Annotated in this window: 16 protein-coding genes; 7 read left to right on the top strand and 9 right to left on the bottom strand. The window is 59.5% G+C overall.

Going from position 1 to position 18,913, the window contains the following annotated elements:
- Window positions 1-168: 168 nt before the first annotated feature.
- Window positions 169-1,575, top strand: coding sequence for a phospholipase D-like domain-containing protein (locus FH08_RS0107580; RefSeq protein ID WP_031357750.1), 1,407 nt, complete (start codon window positions 169-171; stop codon window positions 1,573-1,575).
- Between the two features lie 28 nt (window positions 1,576-1,603).
- On the opposite strand, the gene FH08_RS0107575 is transcribed toward FH08_RS0107580, so the two are convergent.
- The 4 genes from FH08_RS0107575 to FH08_RS0107560 form a co-directional block, all read right to left on the bottom strand.
- Window positions 1,604-2,635, bottom strand: a complete 1,032-nt coding sequence (locus tag FH08_RS0107575) for a threonine aldolase family protein (RefSeq protein WP_031357749.1) — start codon at window positions 2,633-2,635, stop codon at window positions 1,604-1,606.
- A complete protein-coding gene (locus tag FH08_RS0107570) occupies window positions 2,632-3,915 on the bottom strand; it encodes a dicarboxylate/amino acid:cation symporter (RefSeq protein WP_063771171.1) in 1,284 nt (427 codons plus the stop codon). Before FH08_RS0107570 ends, FH08_RS0107575 begins: the two co-directional genes overlap by 4 nt.
- Window positions 3,916-3,975: 60 nt before the next feature.
- Window positions 3,976-4,653, bottom strand: coding sequence for a GntR family transcriptional regulator (locus FH08_RS0107565; RefSeq protein WP_031357747.1), 678 nt, complete (start codon window positions 4,651-4,653; stop codon window positions 3,976-3,978).
- 128 nt (window positions 4,654-4,781) lie between these two features.
- Entirely contained in the window at window positions 4,782-5,678 is an 897-nt protein-coding gene (locus FH08_RS0107560) for a LysR family transcriptional regulator (protein ID WP_031357746.1), read from the bottom strand.
- Window positions 5,679-5,841: 163 nt separating this feature from the next.
- Here FH08_RS0107560 and FH08_RS0107555 point away from each other — a divergent pair, with 163 nt between their 5' ends.
- Both FH08_RS0107555 and FH08_RS0107550 read left to right on the top strand, forming a co-directional pair.
- Window positions 5,842-7,221 (top strand): NAD(P)H-dependent oxidoreductase, encoded by a 1,380-nt coding sequence (locus tag FH08_RS0107555; RefSeq protein ID WP_031357745.1) that lies wholly within the window; start codon window positions 5,842-5,844, stop codon window positions 7,219-7,221.
- 87 nt (window positions 7,222-7,308) lie between these two features.
- Window positions 7,309-8,613, top strand: a complete 1,305-nt coding sequence (locus FH08_RS0107550; RefSeq protein ID WP_035565551.1) for an MFS transporter — start codon at window positions 7,309-7,311, stop codon at window positions 8,611-8,613.
- Between the two features lie 56 nt (window positions 8,614-8,669).
- Here the strand turns inward: FH08_RS0107550 and FH08_RS0107545 are convergent, their stop codons facing one another.
- From FH08_RS0107545 to FH08_RS0107525, 4 genes are all read right to left on the bottom strand, one after another.
- The gene (locus tag FH08_RS0107545; RefSeq protein ID WP_031357743.1) at window positions 8,670-9,713 is read right to left on the bottom strand and encodes an alpha/beta fold hydrolase; all 1,044 of its coding nucleotides are present in this window, start codon (window positions 9,711-9,713) and stop codon (window positions 8,670-8,672) included.
- Window positions 9,714-9,926: 213 nt separating this feature from the next.
- Entirely contained in the window at window positions 9,927-11,246 is a 1,320-nt protein-coding gene (locus FH08_RS0107540; protein ID WP_031357742.1) for an ATP-binding protein, read from the bottom strand.
- Window positions 11,243-11,983, bottom strand: a complete 741-nt coding sequence (locus tag FH08_RS0107535) for a response regulator (RefSeq protein ID WP_031357741.1) — start codon at window positions 11,981-11,983, stop codon at window positions 11,243-11,245. Before FH08_RS0107535 ends, FH08_RS0107540 begins: the two co-directional genes overlap by 4 nt.
- 126 nt (window positions 11,984-12,109) lie before the next feature.
- Window positions 12,110-12,481 carry a GFA family protein gene (locus tag FH08_RS0107525; protein ID WP_031357740.1) on the bottom strand — a complete coding sequence of 124 codons (372 nt, stop codon included), beginning with the start codon at window positions 12,479-12,481 and terminating at the stop codon, window positions 12,110-12,112.
- Between the two features lie 178 nt (window positions 12,482-12,659).
- Here FH08_RS0107525 and FH08_RS0107520 point away from each other — a divergent pair, with 178 nt between their 5' ends.
- Window positions 12,660-13,241: a thioredoxin family protein gene (locus FH08_RS0107520; RefSeq protein ID WP_031357739.1), complete on the top strand. Its 582-nt coding sequence runs from the start codon at window positions 12,660-12,662 to the stop codon at window positions 13,239-13,241.
- 130 nt (window positions 13,242-13,371) lie between these two features.
- Window positions 13,372-14,727, top strand: a complete 1,356-nt coding sequence (locus tag FH08_RS0107515) for an epoxide hydrolase family protein (RefSeq protein WP_031357738.1) — start codon at window positions 13,372-13,374, stop codon at window positions 14,725-14,727.
- A 146-nt stretch (window positions 14,728-14,873) separates the two neighbouring features.
- Here the strand turns inward: FH08_RS0107515 and FH08_RS0107510 are convergent, their stop codons facing one another.
- The gene (locus tag FH08_RS0107510) at window positions 14,874-15,335 is read right to left on the bottom strand and encodes a lipocalin-like domain-containing protein (protein ID WP_051887878.1); all 462 of its coding nucleotides are present in this window, start codon (window positions 15,333-15,335) and stop codon (window positions 14,874-14,876) included.
- A 390-nt stretch (window positions 15,336-15,725) separates the two neighbouring features.
- On the opposite strand from FH08_RS0107510, the gene FH08_RS0107505 reads away from it, so the two are divergent.
- Entirely contained in the window at window positions 15,726-16,205 is a 480-nt protein-coding gene (locus FH08_RS0107505) for a cupin domain-containing protein (RefSeq protein WP_051887877.1), read from the top strand.
- A 608-nt stretch (window positions 16,206-16,813) separates the two neighbouring features.
- Window positions 16,814-18,457 (top strand): GMC family oxidoreductase, encoded by a 1,644-nt coding sequence (locus tag FH08_RS0107500; protein ID WP_035565549.1) that lies wholly within the window; start codon window positions 16,814-16,816, stop codon window positions 18,455-18,457.
- Window positions 18,458-18,913 lie beyond the last annotated feature (456 nt).

The raw sequence follows: 18,913 nt of genomic DNA, 5'->3' as shown, positions 1-18,913 counted from the left end.
GTGTCGGTTGCGTTTGACTTGCCGGGCTTCGGAATCATGCAGGAGGCGATGAGGCGGCTCTGATAACTTCCGCGATAGTGGCCGATAGCGTTGTCGACGGCCACGCTTTTCCGGTATCGTGATCGGCCTATTTCCCACATCGCCAACTGCGCGGACAAGGAGTGCCTGATGGATCAGCATGACACGCCGGCAACCACTGAACCCGGGCAAGACATTCCGTTCATCGCGCACGGATCCTATCCGAGGCGGGGAGGGAATCTTTTCAGGCCCTTGGTTGACAGCGGCCCTGCTTTCCGCCGGATTTGCGAAGCAGTGGAGCAGGCGCAGCACAGAGTCTGGATCACGTTCACCTTCATTGCCACGGTTTTCCAGATGTCGGACGGACGCGGCTCGATCTTCGATGTCCTGGACCGCGCGGTCGAACGAGGTCTGGATGTCCGTGTGATTTTCTGGCGGCCCAACCCCGAGAGCAGCAGTTACGGCCAGGCGTTTGCCGGCACGAGCGCGGATTTCGATCTGCTTGCCGCACGCGGCTCGCGTTTTCTCGCCCGTTGGGACCGTGCTCCTCTCGCCTATTGTCATCATCAGAAAAGCTGGCTGATCGATGCGGGCCGCTCATCGGAAACGGCTTTTGTCGGCGGGATCAATCCGACTTTCGCAGCCGTCGAACCGGGACACGTGGGTGATGCGCAGCGTCACGACATCTATGTCGAAATCACGGGCCCGTCCGCTAGCGACGTGCATCACAATTTTGTGCAGCGATGGAACGAGGCCAGCGAGCGAAACGTGCCATTGGGTGTCTGGGGCCACGACAGCGATGAGCGCTTGCCCTTCCCAACGGAGCTATCCGATGCACGAGGCAGCAGCGTCGTCCAGATTCAACGCAACGTGCATGCAGGTTGTTATCGCGACCCTCATGCGGCGCCCGGAAGTGCTACGTATTACATCGTCGGCGGCGAGCGGTCCATCACCAATCAATACTTGCTGGCAATCAATTCGGCACGCCGCTCCATCTATCTGGAAAACCAGGCGTTGCCTGTGCCGGAGATTGCGTATGCGCTCGAGGAGGCGCTCAGGCGAGGCGTGCATGTAGTGCTTCTTGTGCCGGGCGAACCAGAGGAATATCTGGGCCTGTGGCGGCAACGCCCCGAGCGCAAGCCGTTTTTCGACCGGCTGGAAGCGCTTGGCCGATACGAGCATTTCACGTTGACTGGCATCGCCGGGCAAACGCGATCCGGTGACCGGAAATACGTCTACGTTCACGCGAAGATCATGCTGATCGACGACGCGTGGGCGACGATTGGCTCATGCAACCTGCATGCGAACTCGCTGTTCGGGCACAGCGAAATGAATGCGGCAGTGTGGGATCGTGACGTCGTGCGAGCGCTGCGCTGTCAGCTTCTGCTTGAACATCTGGGGCAGGATACCGGGCATCTGGACGACCAGCTGGCGATGCAACTCTATCAACGTATCGCTCGGGGAAATGCTGCCCGATGGGAGACCGGTGATGTCGACTGGCAAGGTCTTGCATGCAGCCTGAATCCATCGACTTATGGTGAACCTCCGGCGCGTTAAAGGACATCGTTCTGCACGATCCAAAGCATCATGCAGGCAGCGCCTCGAACGCGTCGCTCACTGCATCAATGGCTGCATCGTCGATATGCCGGTGAACCACAAGACGCATCGCCTGGCGGCCGCTCGCCCGCACTGCGACTCCTTGAGTCGCGAGCCGTTGCACATAGTCCTCCGCCCGGCCGTTCCGCACGGCCAGCCGCAGGATATTGGTTTGTGGCGCTTGCCGGTCAGTCTCCACGCGCGAGTTGCTCTGCAGCCTTTCCCAAAGCAAGATCGTGCGCCGATGATCCTCGGCAAGCTTCGCGGGCATCGTCCGCAACGCAACCAAACCGGCGGCGGCCATGATGCCCGCTTGCCTCAGTCCGCCGCCAATCGTGCGGCGCAGCGTCCTCGCCCGTTCGATGAATTCGCGCGAACCCAGCAACACCGAGCCCATTGGAGCACTCAGCCCTTTCGACAGGCAGAACGTGACGCTATCGCCATGCAGGGCAATCTCACGGGCATCGACGCCTAGCGCGAGCGCCGCATTGAACAGACGTGCGCCATCCATATGAACGGCAGCGCCTCGCTCACGTGCAATGCCTGCTACCCGCGCCATATAGTCGAGCCCTTGAACGCAACCGCCCGCGGCATTGTGGCTTGTTTCGATGGCAACCATTGCCGTCGGTTCGCCGTAGCGCGAATAGCCGCCGCGAACGTTTTCGCTCAGGAGGTCCAGATCCATCTCCCCGCGATGCGAAGCAATCGTGCGACAGAACAGTCCCGCAAGCCGGGAGACGCCGCCGCCTTCCGAGTTGGCCATGTGCGCGTGCTGGTCGAGGACGGCTTCACCGCCGCGGCTCGCATGAACCAGCGTCGCCAGCACATTGCCCATCGTGCCGCTGCATACGAAGAGTGCGGCCTCTTTGCCCAACAACGCCGCCGCTTCCTGTTCCAGCGCCTGGACGGTCGCGTCGCCTTCCAGCGTGTCGTCGCCGAGCGACGCTTCGCGCATCGCGTCCCACATGGCGTCAGTGGGACGCGTAACGGTATCGCTGCGCAGATCGATCATGCCGGTCATGCAAGCCCCCTCGGCGCGCCGGTTGCGTGCTGCGGCGAACTTGACTCCGTTTCAGGCTCGCTCGCAGGCTGCTCATAAGCGACGTGCGCCAGCTTCATCACCAGCTTGACGGCCACCGTGTTGCTATAGACGTTGATCGCCGTGCGGCCCATGTCAAGAAACGCATCGACGCCCGCAATGATCGCCAGTGCCTCTACCGGAACGCCGATCGTGCTCAGCACCATCGCAACCGCCACGAGGCCGCCTGAGGGCACGTTTGCGCTGCCCTTGCTGGCAAGCGTGGTGACGATGACGATGGACAACAGCGTGTGCCAGTCGAGCGGAATGCGATATGCGTCCGCGAGGAAACCCACCGCGAGCGCAAAGTACATGATCGAGCCGTCGCGATTGAACGCATAGCCGAGCGGCAGCACCACGGATGCGACGGCTTTCGGCACGCCCATCTTGACGAGCTTCTCCATATGCAGCGGCAGGCTCGCTTCCGACGAGCGCGTGGCGAACGCCAGCAGTACGGGTTCGCTGATCTGCCGCGTGACCAGCAAAGGCTTTTCACCGATCGCCTTCAGGACGATCGCGAAGATCACGAGAAGCAGCGCAAGGCCGAGATACATCACCCCGACCAGTTTCACGAGCGACAGCAGCGTTCCAATTCCCTGGGTGGCGAAGAGCCACGAGATGATGGCGAAGATCGCGATGGGCGAGAACGAAATGATCCAGTCCGTCACTTTGAAAATCGCAGCCATCAACGCGTCCAGCACGTCGATCAGCGGCTTCGCGCGACTACCGACTGAAGAAAGCCCAAGCCCGAGAAGCACCGCGAAGAACAGCACCGGCAGAAGATTGCTGCCCGACATGGCCGTCACGATGTTGCTGGGAATCATGTCGAGAAAGAACTTGGTCCAGTCGACGCTTGCCGCAACAACTTGGCCGGGCTTGGCGGCATCGGCCAGGTTCGCACCCAGGCCCGGATGGAACAGCGCATTGAGCCCGAGGCCGATGAAGATGGAGATCACGGTCGCCACGAAGAAGTAGATGAAGCTGATCGCCGATACCCGCCCGAGCGAGCGGGTCTGATTGCCCATCTGGTAGATGCCGAGCGTGATCGCGGTGAACACGAGCGGCACGACGATCATTTTGATCGCCTGCACGAACGCAGTCCCGACCGGCGCAAGTTTCGCGGCGAAATGCGGAAACAAAAACCCGACTGCACATCCCAGGACAAGTCCGAGGAGCATTTGCAAAGGCAAGGCTATCTTTCTACGAGCGTGTTGCGACCGCATGATTGTTCTCCCGGGACAGGTGTCGATGATGTGAGCAACGGCAAGCGGCGGCGAGGACGGTCACGCCCTTTCTTCGCCCGTGTGCGCGAGAAACTTCAGGCGAATGTGCATCGCGCGTTCAATGTGGCCATAGACAAGTCCGCGTGCGCCTTCCGCGTCGCCGGCTTGAATGGCCGCGTAGATTTCGAGGTGCTCCAACACCGCCTGTTTCGTCCGCTCGGCGCTGTAGCGTTCAACGCGCCGCAACGCGAGGCCGCTCTGATCGCGCAGGTTTCGGTAGGTCTGCCGCAACCGCCCGTTGTCGGCGCATTCGAACATGGCGTCGTGGAATGCCCAGCCAATGCTTTGCGCTTCGTCGACGTCGAGCGCACGGCCCGCATCCACTCCTGCTACCAACGCTCGCAATCCTGCCGCTGCTTCGTCAAGCGAAGCGCCGGGGCCATGGCGGGCTGCAAGGAACGCCGCCATCCCCTCTAATGCGAGGCGCATTTCGTGGATTTCGCGCAAGTCGGCCACCGACATCTCGCGCACGAACGTGCCTCGCATGGGCACGATTTCGAGCAGGCCGTCGCGCGCCAGCCATTTGACCGCTTCACGAATCGGCGTTCGGCCGACCTGCAAGCGCTCGGCGAGGCTACGTTCGGAAAGTGCTTCGCCAGGACGAAGCGATCCGTCGACGATCAACGCGCGAAGGCTCGCGTAAGGTTCGGGGATTTCACTGGTTTCTATCTGGTTCATGACTGGTATACCAGCATGAAAAAAATAAGCTGGCAAGATTTTTTGCGGGCGCAGGCGTGGTGCGGCGCGGCAACGCGCGATGTATTTAACCCGAAAGTTTTAGATTTGCAGGCGGCGTTCAGCCGGCGTTATGCCACCCAGAACAACCCGGACGCACTGCACTCTGCGCGAATGAAATCTGCTAAGAGCTTGACGCGCGCTACGTCTTGCGAGTCCGCATGCGTGACCAGCCAGTAGGAGCGGCTGAGCGAAATTTCATCGGGGAGAATACGAATGAGGGTGGGATCGGTCCGCGCGATAAAACACGGCAACACGCCGATCCCCGCGCCACCGCCAACTGCCGCGGCCTGACTGATCACATTCGAAATACGCACGGACGGCGTGAGCGACGTGGAGATCTGCGAGAGGTAGTCGAGCTCCGCACTCCACATCAGATCTTCAACGTAGCCGATCCACGGATGATTGAAGATGTCCTGAAACGTGGTGATGGGCGCATGCGTATGAAGGTACTGAGGTGACGCGTAAACCCCAAGAGAATAGTCATTGAGCTTGTGTGCATGGACTCGCCCCTGACTTGGGCGCGTCATGCTGACTGCTATATCGGCCTCGCGTTTGGACAGGCTGAACATGCGCGGATTAGCGACCAGTTCTATCTCCAGGTCGGGATGCATGGCCGTGATCTTTGCAATCCTCGGCGCAAGAAAGTAGGTGCCGAAGCCCTCAGGGGTACCGACTCTGACCGTCCCCGTCAGTCCAGCTGATGGATCGCCCAGGCGCGCGTTAATGCGCAGCGCTAGGCTCTCCATTGCCTCGGCATCGGTCATCAGCCGTTCTCCCTCGGGCGTCAGCAAAAAGCCGACTGAACTCCGCTCGAACAGTTGCACACCGATGCTTGCCTCAAGCGAGGCAACGCGCCGGCTTAGCGTGGAATGGTCTACGCCCATTTGCTGCGCTGCGACAGTGAGACGCCCGGCGCGAGCCACAGCGAGAAAGGCTTGCAGTGAATCCCAGTCAAATCTTCGCATGGGAATTTTTGCACAGCGCGGTTGTGGAATTGCCCATTCTATTGCAAAAAGTTGGCTGCTATCTTTGGCTTCATGTCCTTCCCCGATGAAGGCGCGCGGCTCGTTTCCGGTACGAAGAACGAGTGACGAACCGCGATTCAACCGTATGAATAAAGGAGACAGCATGTCGCTTATCGCGAAGCTCGAAGCTCGTGCCCAAGCAGGGCGTCCCGTCAGGGTAGGGCTGATCGGCGCGGGTAAATTTGGTTCGATGTACCTGTCGCAGGCACCGCGTACGCCGGGCATTCATCTGGTCGGCATAGCAGATATCTCGCCGGCCCGCGCACGCAGCGCCATGCAGCGTGTCGGATGGGAAGCAGCGCGTTATTCGGCGAGTTCGTGGGCGGAGGCTTTGCGCAGCGGCTCGACTTTCATCACCGACGACGCCGATGCAATGATCGCAAGCGACCACGTCGATATCGTCATCGATGCAACAGGCAGCCCCGCGGCAGGCATCCATCATGCGCTGCTGTGCTGCAAGCACAAGAAACACATTGTGATGGTGAACGTTGAAGCCGATGTGCTTGCCGGTCCGCTGCTTGCACGGCGCGCGGCGGAAGCCGGCATCATCTATTCAATGGCTTCGGGCGACCAGCCGGCACTGATTGCGGAACTGGTGGACTGGGCTCGCACGATCGGCTTCAACGTCATCTGCGCGGGCAAGGGCACCAAGTATTTGCCGAACTTTCACCAGTCGACCCCGGACACCGTCTGGAGCCATTACGGCTTCACGGAAGAGCAGGTTGCTTCCGGCGACTTCAACGCGCAGATGTTCAACTCCTTCCTCGACGGCACGAAGTCGGCGCTGGAAATGGCGGCAGTATCGAACGCCTGCGATCTGCGCCCGCCACCCGACGGCCTGGCGTTTCCCCCCTGTGGCGTCGACGACCTGCCAGACTTGCTGCGTCCTGCCTCCGAGGGCGGAATTCTTCCGCATAGAGGCAGCGTGGAAGTGGTGTCGTCGCTCGAACGCGATGGCCGTCCGGTGTTCCGCGACTTGCGCTGGGGTGTCTATGCCGTTTTTGAAGCGCCCTCCGATTACGTCCGCGAATGCTTCGCGCAATACGGTCTCAAGACTGACAAGAGCGGACGTTTCGCTGCCATGTACAAGCCGTATCACCTGATTGGTCTCGAACTCGGGGTATCGATTGCGAGCATTGCGGTGCGTGGTGAAGCCACGGGCGCGACCACGGGATTCCACGGAGACGTTGCGGCCACTGCGAAGCGTGACCTGCGAGCAGGCGAACGGCTGGACGGCGAGGGCGGTCACACCGTATACGGCAAGCTGATGCCCGCGGTGGACTCGCTGGTCCAGGGCGCGCTGCCCATTGGGCTTGCGCACAACATGGTGCTGCAGCGCCCGGTGGCGGCAGGGCAACCGGTTCGCTGGAGCGACGTGGCCTTCGACGCCACCAAGGAAGCCGTGCGCGTGCGTCTCGAGATGGAGGCACTGTTCCGCAAGGAACTCGGTGTGGAGGTGGCTGCCGAAAAGCTCGCATCGTAGTGGGATCATCAGTATCACTGATCGAAGTTGGCCGGGCGACCGCCCGGCCGCACTCTATAACGTCCGGAAAAGGACGGCGGAGGAGACATGAGCCATATCAGCGAAACCCTTTTGGTGGCGCCGGGGGGGCGTACCGATGTGTACCGCAAGATCAGTTGGCGCATCATGCCGTTCATCGTGCTGTGTTATCTGTGCGGTTATCTCGACCGGGTGAACGTGGGCTTTGCCAAATTGCAGATGCTCAGTGCCCTGAACATGAGCGATGCCGTCTATGGCCTCGGCGCCGGAATTTTCTTCATCGGCTATTTTATTTTCGAAGTACCCAGCAACCTGATCCTGCATCGGGTCGGCGCTCGTCTCTGGATCGCGCGCATCATGATTACGTGGGCCATTATTTCCGCGCTCACGCTGCTGGTGAAAACGCCGATGCAGTTCTACGCCGCCCGCTTTTTTCTGGGCGTGGCCGAAGCCGGTTTCTCGCCAGGCATCATGTTGTATCTGACCTATTGGTTTCCTGCGAGAAAACGGGGGTTTGCGCTCGGCGTGTATTACATCGCGATTCCGCTGTCGGGCGTAGTCGGCGGCCCGTTGTCGGGCTGGGTACTCAGCAGCTTCAGCCATTCAACCGTCATGGCGGGATGGCAGTGGTTGTTCCTGATCGAAGCGTTTCCGGCCCTGCTTTGCGGCATTGCGGTGTTGGCCCTGATGGTCGATCGTCCCACGCAGGCGAAGTGGCTGACCGACGAGGAGAAAGCGTTAGTCACGGGCGAGATCGATCGGGAGGATGCCGAGAAGACAACGCATCACAACCTCGGCGCTATTCTTTCTGACCGGCACATCTGGAAGCTCTGCGCTGTCTACTTCTGCCAGATCATCGGCTTGTACGGCATCAGCTTCTGGTTGCCGTCGATCATCAAGGACTCGGGCTTAACTGACGTATCAACAATCGGGTGGTTATCGGCCATTCCGTACCTGGTCGCCATTCCCGCGATCATACTGACCGGAATGAGCTCGGACCGCTTTCGCTCGCGCCGGATGCATTTTTCCGTGCTGGCCGTGATCGGTGCGATTGGATTCGCTGCAAGCGGCTATGTGGGTCACCATCCGACGCTCGCGGTGATCTGGTTGAGCGTGGCGGCTGCGGGCATATTGTCGGCGCTATCGTTGTTCTGGAGCATTCCATCGTCGTTCCTTGCCGGCACTTCCGTGGCCGTCGGGATTGCTGGAATCAACTGCGTGGGTAACCTCGCCGGGTTTGTCTCGCCGTATGCGGTGGGATGGCTCAACGTGACTACGCACGACAATCGCATGGGCCTGTATTTTGTGGCCGTATGTCTTGTGCTGGGTGCGTTGCTGGTGCGAACCATCTCTGGAAAACTCGCGGATCGTTGAGGTAAAGGGTTGCGACGACGATTCCCGATCGTCGTCGCATCCGCCGTTACTTCGCCTTAAAGACGAGCGACGTCGATAACCGCATCGGCAAATGCTTTCGGCGCTTCCTGCGGCAAGTTATGTCCGATGCCGCCGTCGATGTTCCGGTGCTGATACTTACCGGTGAACTTCTTCGCGTAGGCTGCCGGCGGGGGATGTGGCGCGCCGTTGGCGTCGCCTTCCATGGTGATGGTCGGAACGGAGATGGTCGGCGACTTCGCCAGACGCGCTTCGATCTCGTCGTATTGCGGCTCGCCCTTGGCCAGCCCGAGACGCCAGCGATAGTTGTGAATCACCACCGCGACATGGTCCGGATTGTTGAAAGACTCTGCCGAGCGGTCGAACGTCGCATCGTCGAAATTCCATTTAGGCGACGCGAGTTGCCAGATCAGCTTGTTGAAGTCGTGACGGTTCGCGGCGTACCCCGCCTGACCACGATCGGTTGCGAAATAGAACTGGTACCACCACGCCAGCTCGGCCTTCGGCGGCAGCGGCGCCTGGTTCGCTTCCTGGCTGCCGATCAGGTAACCGCTCACCGACACCATCGCCTTGCAACGCTGCGGCCACAGTGCGGCAATGATATTGACCGTGCGCGCGCCCCAATCGAAGCCGCCGAGGATGGCCTTGTCGATCTTCAATGCATCCATGAATGCAATGATGTCGACGGCAACTACAGCCTGCTGACCGTTGCGAGGCGTATCCGCGGAGAGAAAACGCGTGGAACCATAACCACGTAGATACGGCACGATGACCCGATACCCGGCGGCGGTGAGCAACGGCGTGACGTCCGCAAAGGAGTAGATATCGTAGGGCCAGCCGTGCAGCAGGATCACGACCGGCCCGTTCTGCGGGCCCGCTTCCGCATAACCCATGCTGAGCGTTCCGGCATTGACCTGCCGGATGCTGTCGAACGAAGCACCATGCGTTGCAGCTTGCGTGCCGGCCGCAGGCGTATTCGACTGCGCCTTGGCAAGTCCGCTCAACCCCAACTCCATCAAACTGAACCCTGCGACGGTCGTCCCAAGCAGACGACGACGTCGAGTATTGATCTGGTCCGGCATTGCTGATTCTCCTTAAAGATTCCCCATACAAGCGCAGTGCATGTCTTGTTTTGCTTGCGAAGCCAGACAATCTGGCTGCAGCTATTGGAACCCACGGACGTATCTGGCTTGTGTATGTGAAGGGAGCCAGTGAAACGTTATGTATTCACTGACTGTGTAGATACATTGAGATACAAAGACGAGCACGCCCCGTAATCAATAAGTTATCCGAATCTATTTGGCGCCTTTCAACAAAAGCCTGGCTTCCAGGCCACCGTCGGGCCGGTTATGCAGCGACAACGCCGCGTTCATCGCCAGTGCGAGTTGCCGCGCGATGGCGAGTCCCAGTCCGGTACCGCCAGTGCCGCGGTTGCGCGATTCTTCCAGCCGGTAGAAGGGTTCAAACACCGCTTCCAGCGACTCAGCCGGAATACCCGGCCCACGATCGAACACCGAGACCGAAACCTGTCCGTCCTGCGACGCAGCAACCTTGATCTCCGCCGCTCCGCCAAACTTTAGCGCGTTATCCACGAGATTGCCCACAATGCGGCGCAGCGCCTGCGGGCGCGTCACCAGGGGCGCAGCAATCTGTCCTTGCAGCGAGACGTCCTTGCCGGCATCGATATAGTCGAGCACCAGGCTGTCGAACAACGCGTCCGGGTCGATACGGAGCGGCGCCTCGCTGGCGCCGTGCATGGTGCGCGCGTACGTCACGCCCTCTTTGACCATTGTTTCCATTTCGTGCAAATCCTGCTGCAGTTTTGCCCCTTCGGCGTTGTCGTCCATCACGTCCAGGCGCAAACGCATGCGGGTAATCGGCGTTTGCAGGTCGTGGGAAATTGCCGCGAGGATCTGCAAGCGCTCGGTCATGTACAGTTTGATGCGGTCCTGCATGGCGTTGAACGCCCGCGCCGCGCGCGCCACTTCGTCCGGTCCGTCTTCGGCCAGGCGCTCCGCCTTCAGGTCCGGGCCCAAGGTGTCGGCCGCTCGCGCCAACTGGCTCAGCGGGCGTGTTGCCAGCCGCACCGCCAGCCAGCAGCAGGCAGCCAGCACCACCAGTTGCAGGATAAGCACCCACGACAACCACGGGGACAGCGGCATGCCCGGCATGGGGTGGTAGTCGATCGTCAGCGGCGTGCCGTCACTCAGTTGCAGATGAACCTGCAGGCGGCCCGGGTCACCCGGTACGGCGTTGGCCGTCAGCGTATAGCGCTTGCCGATGCCGTCTGCAATCGATTGAGCTACCCGCGCGGACAGGTCTGCATCCGGCGGCGCGCCGGTGACCCCAGGCCCCAGATTGAACGTATAGGTGCGCCGCGCCAGCCTCGGCAGCCATTCGGCACGTTCGTTAGCGGGCAAATGATCGAGCAGCGCGACGGAACTGGTGACCTCGCGTTCGATGTAACCCATCATCACGTTATTCATGGTCTGGTCCCGCTCCGTCATGGTGAGCCAGACTGAAAGCGTTTGCACCAGCGCAAGGCTGACAAAGAGAATCAGGGCAAGCCTTGCGAACAGCGTACGCGGCCATCGCAGCACGGCATTCAGCTTCATGGGTTACCTTCGATCATGGTCACGGCTGCCGAAAATACATAGCCTTCACTGCGCAGCGTCTTGATGTAGCGGGGCTCGCGCGCTACATCCTGCAGGCGCTGCCGCAAGCGGCTGACCAGCAGATCAATCGACCGGTCGAACGGATCGGACTGGCGGCCCTGGGTCAGGTTGAGCAATTGATCCCGCGTGAGGACGCGCTGCGGATGATCGAGGAACACCCGCAGCAAGCGGTACTCCGCCCCGCTGAGAGCCACCATGGTGCCTTCGGCGTCTAGCAGGTGGCGTGCGGTGGTGTCCAGCCGCCAGTCGCCGAAGCCGATCATCGGCGAGGTTTCCGTCACCTGCATGCCGGGCGGCAGCATCCGGGCGCGGCGCAACACGGAGCGGATCCGTGCCAGCAGTTCACGCACGGCAAACGGCTTGGACAGGTAATCGTCAGCACCCATTTCCAGCCCGACGATGCGGTCCGCTTCCTCGCTGCGAGCGGTCAGCATCAATACCGGCACCGAGCGAAATTTGCCCGCGCGCAATTCCCGGCACAGCACGAGGCCGTCTTCGCCCGGCATCATCAGGTCAAGCACGATCAGGTCGGGCGCACCCTGCTCGAGGACTGCGCGCATCTGGCGGCCGTTGGCGGCCAGCGACACGCGCATGCCGTTCTTCTCGAGATAGGTGGCAAGCAGTTCGCGGATGCCGCGATCGTCGTCGACGATCAGCACGTGGTCGGTATTTTCCATCGATGGATCAATCCTTCCGACGATAAACGCGCACCCGGTTCGCGTTGACCAACAGACATTGCACGGGGTGCGCCAATTCCGTTGCAAGTCCGCCCGCCAGGAAGGCGAGAATCGCCATTAGCCGTTTCATGCATCCTCCACCACGGACAGGCTCGCGCCATTGGCCACGCTGGCCTCCAGCGTATACGGGTCAACGCCTTCCAGGCAACCGACGTTGGCGCGCCAGAGCTGCGGATTCGTCCGCGTCTGGTGGAACGGATAAATGCCGCAATGTTTGCAGAAATAGTGCTTCGACGTGCGCGTATTGAACTGATACAGAGTGAGCGATTCCTCGCCACTCAGGATCTTCAGTTCGCTCGCAGCGAACGCTGGTGTCATCAGCGCGCCCTTGCGCCGGCACAGGCTGCAATTGCAACGCGTAGCAGGGGCGACGGCGGTACGGACTTCAAATTTCACGGTCCCGCAATGACAGGACCCGTGCTGCAGTTCGGTGCTCATGTGGCTCTCCACAGTAGGGATGGTTGCTTTATAGCCCAATACGCGCGGCGCTTTGTATCGCAATGTATCTGGGCGTTCGCCCGACACAAAACATTGCACCCAAGCCACCTCGGCGACACAAGCCAGATACGAGCGGGCGTTTCAATACAGCCATGCTCACCACTGAAAGGAGTCTGACATGCTCTCCCGACTCAAAACCTCCGTTACCGTCGCCCTGTTCGCTGCAGCCGTTGCAAGCGGCGCGGTGGCAATCGCAAGTCTTGTTGCGACGCCAGCGGCTAATGCTGCCGCAAGCGCTGTTGCCAGCCCGGTTGGCTCCAGCAATACCGCTCCGGAATTCACCGGCATCGATAAATGGCTGAATAGCGATCCCCTGACCATGCAGCAGTTGCGCGGCAAGGTGGTGCTGGTCGACTTCTGGACCTACACCTGTATTAACTGTATCGACGTGCTGCCCTACGTGAAAACCTGGAATCAGAAATATAAGGACCAGGGCCTGGTAGTGGTCGGCGTGCACACACCCGAGTACCCGTTCGAACGCGATACGGGCAACGTCAAGACGGCCATCAAGCGTCTCGGCATCACCTACCCGGTAGCGCAAGACAACCGCTATGCAACGTGGAACGCGTACGACAATCAATATTGGCCTGCGTTTTATCTGGTCGACAAGAAAGGGCACGTGGTCTACACGCACTTTGGCGAAGGTGACTACCAACAGACCGAAGCGAAGATCAAGTCCTTGCTGGCGGAAAACCCGTGATTCGTAGCGCGATGTTGTGCATCGAGGTGATGCACAACATCGCGCTCTGCGCCAGACACCGCCTTCAATGGCTCGTGGGATTACGTTGCCTTTGATTGGAAACCCAGCTTCACCGCCAACAGGAGATTTCATGTTAGACAACATTCTTCCCGAATCGCCGTCTCGCCGTCGTTTTGTCAGTGTGGCAGCGGCGAGCGTTGCTGCGGGCTCTTTGAGTCAGCTCGCTTTTGCAGAGACTAATCAAACGATTACTGACGTTGCCGAGTCGACGAGCGGCGACAAGACCGCTATTCGTCCACTTCGTGTGCACGTGCCGGAGTCGCAACTTATCGATTTGCGCAGACGCATCAAAGCGACCAGGTGGCCTGACCGCGAGACGGTCAGCGATGACTCGCAAGGCGTGCCGCTCGCGATGATTCAGGAAGTCGCACGCCATTGGTCGACCGACTACGACTGGCGCAAGTGCGAGGCAAAACTGAATGCCCTGCCGCAGTTCGTGACCGAGATCGATGGGCTGGACATTCATTTCATCCATGTTCGTTCGAAACATGAAAACGCGATGCCGCTCATCGTCACGCATGGGTGGCCCGGCTCGGTCATCGAGCAGTTCAAGATTATCGGTCCGCTAACCAATCCCACTGCCTATGGTGCGAGTGCTTCGGACGCATTTCACCTGGTCATTCCGTCCTTGCCGGGCTATGGATTTTCGGGCAAACCAACCACGACCGGCTGGGGTCCAGAGCGCACCGCGCGTGCTTGGGTAGTACTAATGAAACGCCTCGGATACACGAAATTTGCGGCGCAAGGCGGCGATCTTGGCGGAGTTGTCGCGAACGTGATGGCTAAGCAGGCGCCACCGGAATTGCTGGGCATTCATGTTAACTTTCCCGCAACTATTCCACCCGAGATTGCGAAGGCGCTTCAAGCAGGGGACCCGCCGCCACCGGGCATCTCGGACGACGAGAAGCACGCTTACGAGCAACTGAGCAGCGCGGCCAAGAAGCGACGCGCCTATGCATTGGAGATGGGGACACGCCCGCAAACGCTCTACGGACTGGCTGACTCGCCCATTGCGTTGGCAAGCTGGCTTCTTGATCACGGTGACGGGTATGTGCAGCCAGCGGCGGCACTGACCTCGGCCATATTCGGGCGGCCCGTCAATGGAGAATCCGCCGGCGCGCTGACACGCGACGACGTCCTCGACGACATCACGCTCTACTGGCTGACGAACACGGGGATTTCGGCGGCGCGCTTCTATTGGGAGTCTCACTTCAATTTCGTGGCCGCCGCCGATGTATCCGTTCCTGCAGCCGTGAGCGTCTTTCCTCGCGAGAACTATCAGGCCCCGCGGAGTTGGACTGAGCGTGCGTATCACAACCTTATCTATTACAACAGGGTGGATAAAGGCGGGCACTTTGCCGCGTGGGAACAGCCGCAATTATTTGCCGAGGAGGTTCGCGCGGGGTTGAGACCGCTGCGCGCTTAATGGATCTGAGGAAGTTCGGTTGTCTTCCGCATGCAACCTGAACAAGACGAGAATCCGTCCACATGACGATCTCCGCGAGCAACTGGAGATTGTCATGTGGCGAGCGTGTTGAGAGCGTGTTTAGCCGGCTCGACAGCGATGCGCGTCTACTCGACCTTAATCCAGACCAACACAGCCGAGGTTTCGTTGCCGGTCATTGGGTCCTTCGCGGGCAGCGTTCTAATGTGCAAGGCGTTGCCGTCGATTCGAAACTGACGTACTTGGGTCGTCCCTGTCCACGCCTGATTCCACGATGCATCGATATGGTGGCTAACTTTATCGCCTTCGATACTGTAGGTCCCCGCGTAGGCGATAAACCCGCCGTAGAGATCGATGCGCTCCGCGTCGGTTGGAATGAGATTGTGAGGCGCCTTACGCCCCTCCTTGACCAGGATGGCGCACATCCGGCAGTCAGGCCCATAGCTGAGATAGCCGCTTGGGTGAGCGCCGAACATATCGGTCTTCTGACCGGTCGCCATGTCTTCAGTCGTGAAGGACTGCAGCCTCCAGGTTCCGAGTTGCGGGCCGGTGCAGCTCTGCGGATGTTGTCCGACAGGAGGGAGTTCCATCGAATTTCCCCTCTGATTAAATCCCGCGCGTTACAACCGGGACGCGGGGCGGCGTAAGCACAAGTAAGCTAAGGACGTCACGCACACAGAGCCCCAGGATCCGTCTCTGGCATGCTTTGATTCCGCCGACGCTGTTCGCACACATTCATCAGCCCAATTGACCGTGCATAAAAAGCGCGCTTACGGAAACGCCTGATTGTTGCTTCGCGTTTCAGACATTCTAGGCGGCAAGATCGCTCATCGCCAAAAAGTCGATCTAAATCGGCAAGGCTTCAATCAAGGGATTCGCGCTAATGTGTCGTCAATGAAACGGCAGCGAGGCGATTAAACGACGAGGCGGATCGGGTTACATTGACCCACTGAACTCAACGTGAAAAAAGGATCCCCCCAATGCGTTTCCAAAACATTAAACCGGTCGACCTCGATTTCGGCGGCTCGCATGCTCGTCTTCTGGTTTCCGGTGTGCAGTCTGAAGGTTCCTACTGCATGCTCGAGATTTCCTCTCCGGCCGGTCGTGCCACGCCAAACCACAAACATCAAAATGAAGATGAAACCATTCACATTCTCGATGGTGAACTCAGTGTCGATATCGAAGGAACACTTCACACATTGCGCACTGGCGAGACGCTGCTCCTGCAACGTGGCACGGCTCATCAACTCATCAATCGTTCGGATCGAACCGTTCGGTACCTTGTAATCTGCGCGCCGGCTGGATTCGATCAGTTCGTCGAGACTTGTGCCGAGCCGTTGTATGCACCATTTGAGCCTGCGCCGCCGAGCGTTGAATTGAAAGAAAAGATGCGCGCCGCAGCGCCGCGATTCGGGATCACACTGCTTCCGCCCGGCACAGCAAATTCTTCGCAACCGTGACATCGAGAATGGGTGAACGCGACGTGGCGGCTGTACTGCGAGCAACGGCTTTCGGACGTGGGGTCCCCCTCCATATTGTATTTTTGCGCATGGCTGAAGTTGCTTGTCCCGCGTGTCGAGGTCCTGGCACCTGCCGGCATCTTGTCAATGACCGTGCTTCCTGACGCAGCCAGAATCAACTTTCTTACAGCGATGCCACCGACGCGAATCGGCCTCGTCTTCCAAAAACTGAGACGATCGAGCAGATGAGTGAGACGCCCTGGCATTCACGCCTTAGGTCACCGCCCATATTATTCTTCGATGGCTGTCGAACACGGACAGCTCCCTCATTTTTCCCGCCAGGACGATAGAAGCGAAGAATGGGTTTTTTTAGCACGGGTTGATTGTCGGCGGCGTTGTTGGCACGGCAGTCGGGTTCCCCTGTCACGCGACCTATTGTCTGGCCTTTCGTTGATCTCCGCCAGGGCATTTCGACGTGCAGGCGAAGTCCATGCAGTCACTCTGTGCGTTCAGCTTTTCTGACTTGTGCGCAAGCGTGGGAAACAACCACCAATCTGCTTCTCAACATCAAGATGTAAAGCAATCCGAATTAAATCAATGGAGTCGTCATGGTAACAAACGAAGAATTCGCCGTGCACGTCCGGCGCAATCAGCGCGAGCTCGCTGCTCGCATCAGCGCGCCTTATGATTTCATCGTGTGCGGAGCGGGCACCTCGGGATGCGTGGTAGCGGCAAGGCTCGCGGAGGACCCAAACCTGCGGGTTCTGCTTATCGAGGCGGGCTGTCATGACGAGAGTGAACTCGTGCAGGATCCGAATTGCTGGCCGTTGACACTAGGCGGCGAGATGGATTGGGGCTTTGTTGCAGAGGGCAATCCCCAGCTAAACGGACGTGCTCTAGCGTATTCGATGGGAAAGGGGCTCGGCGGCGGCTCTAGCATCAACGTGTCAACGTGGTCACGAGGACATCAGGCAGATTGGGACTTCTATGCCACCTTGACTGGCGAAGAAACGTGGAGCTACCGCGCCGTCCTTGAGCTTTATCGCAATCGCATCGAAAAGTGGGCAGGTGAGCCAGACCCAGACTATCGCGGCAAAAGCGGAACGGTGCACGTTCAACCGGCCCAAGAGCCCCTTCCTTTTTCAGAGCGCCTGATGGGGGCCGCCGAATCAATGGGTCTCGCGCGCTTTCCCAACGCGAACGGCCGCATGATGGAAGCGGCAGGTGGATGCGCGTTGGTCGATGAAACGGTTCGCGATAAAAAGCGGCAGTCGATCTTTCGCTCCTACGTGTATCCGCTGATGGCGCAACCCAATCTGACCGTACTGACTGGAGCGAATGTCGTCCGCGTTCTGTTTGACGGCCTTCGTGCGACCAAGGTCGAGTTCGACTATCAAGGCGAGCTGGTGACGGCCGAAGCGCATCGGGAGATCGTTCTGTCCTTGGGCGCCATTCACACGCCCAAGCTCTTGATGCAATCGGGACTCGGCCCTGCACAGGAGTTGCAGCGTGCCGGCATTGCGCCGTTGCAGACACTTGAAGGTGTTGGACGCAATCTGCACGACCACGTTTCGATTGCCTCGGTCTGGGCCAGCGAGGGCGACGTGTTGGGACCTTTCCCACGCAGCCAGACCGCGATTTTCTGGAAGAGCCGGCCCGAACTGGACAGCCCCAACTTCTATAGCTACGCCATATCGGGTGCCTTGCTCACGCCGGAAAACGCCTCAGGCGCCAGGCTCCCGAGTGACTGCTGGACCCAGGTGATCGGGATGCGGCCGCTAAGCCGTGGCAGTATCCATCTCACAGGTGCTGCCGCGACCGACCCGGTGCGCATTGACGCCAACTATCTTGCTGCGCCGCAGGATCTGACCGACCTGGTCAGAGGGCTGGATTTCGCGCGCGCGATGGGCCGCGCGTCGGCACTGGCAGGGTTCAGTAAGCATCAGGTCGCGCCGTGGTCTTACGGACCTGCCGAACTCGCTGCGTACATCCGTAATGGACTTACGACATTCTGGCATCAAAGCGGCACCGCCAGGATGGGGCTCGACGGAATGTCGGTGGTGGATGGCAAGCTGAGAGTTCATGGCGTGGAAGGCTTGCGAGTGGCGGACGCATCCGCCCTTCCTCGCGTAACGAGCGGCAACACGATGGCGCCGTGCGTGGTTATCGGCGAGCGGGCTGCAGAGTTCTTGCGTGAACCTGATGCACCCTACGGCCGTTCATCGAGCGAAGCATCTGAACAGTCGAACTGAATCCCTTACGGCAATTTGCTCGCTCGGTTGACCGGGTTGCGGCTGCTCAGCGTGCCGAAGAAGCGCGGTTAAAAGCAGCCGCTGAGGGTCGCAAGCAGGTCATCCGGAAAAGCTGATTTGGATTTCCACCCAACAACATTTTGTAAATTCCTATCGAAAAGCGGTGATCGGTAAGTTAAAACAAATAGGTTTCAACCAATCGAGTTTATTCCGCCTTCACATCCGCTGATCCTGATAAAAATATGCGGGTGTTAAATACTACAAATAGCCGTATTCAGTCCGCATAGTCAAATCAAATCAATTTCATCGATCGTAATATTATTTTTTATTGAATTTCGTTTCTCTCCGCTGCATCGTGCCTTACGCCTTTGCGCCGTCCATCCGCAAGGCGTCAACGATGATCGACATGTGTCCCGGCTTTCCAGAGCACGGGCGGAAGAGTCAATGTTGATTAAG

It is taken from the genome of Caballeronia sordidicola (assembly GCF_000729995.1).
In the GTDB taxonomy this organism is placed as follows: Bacteria; Pseudomonadota; Gammaproteobacteria; order Burkholderiales; family Burkholderiaceae; genus Caballeronia; species Caballeronia sordidicola_A.
The sequence above is the reverse complement of the archived record's forward strand: the minus strand, read 5'-3'. Positions and strand labels throughout refer to the sequence as shown.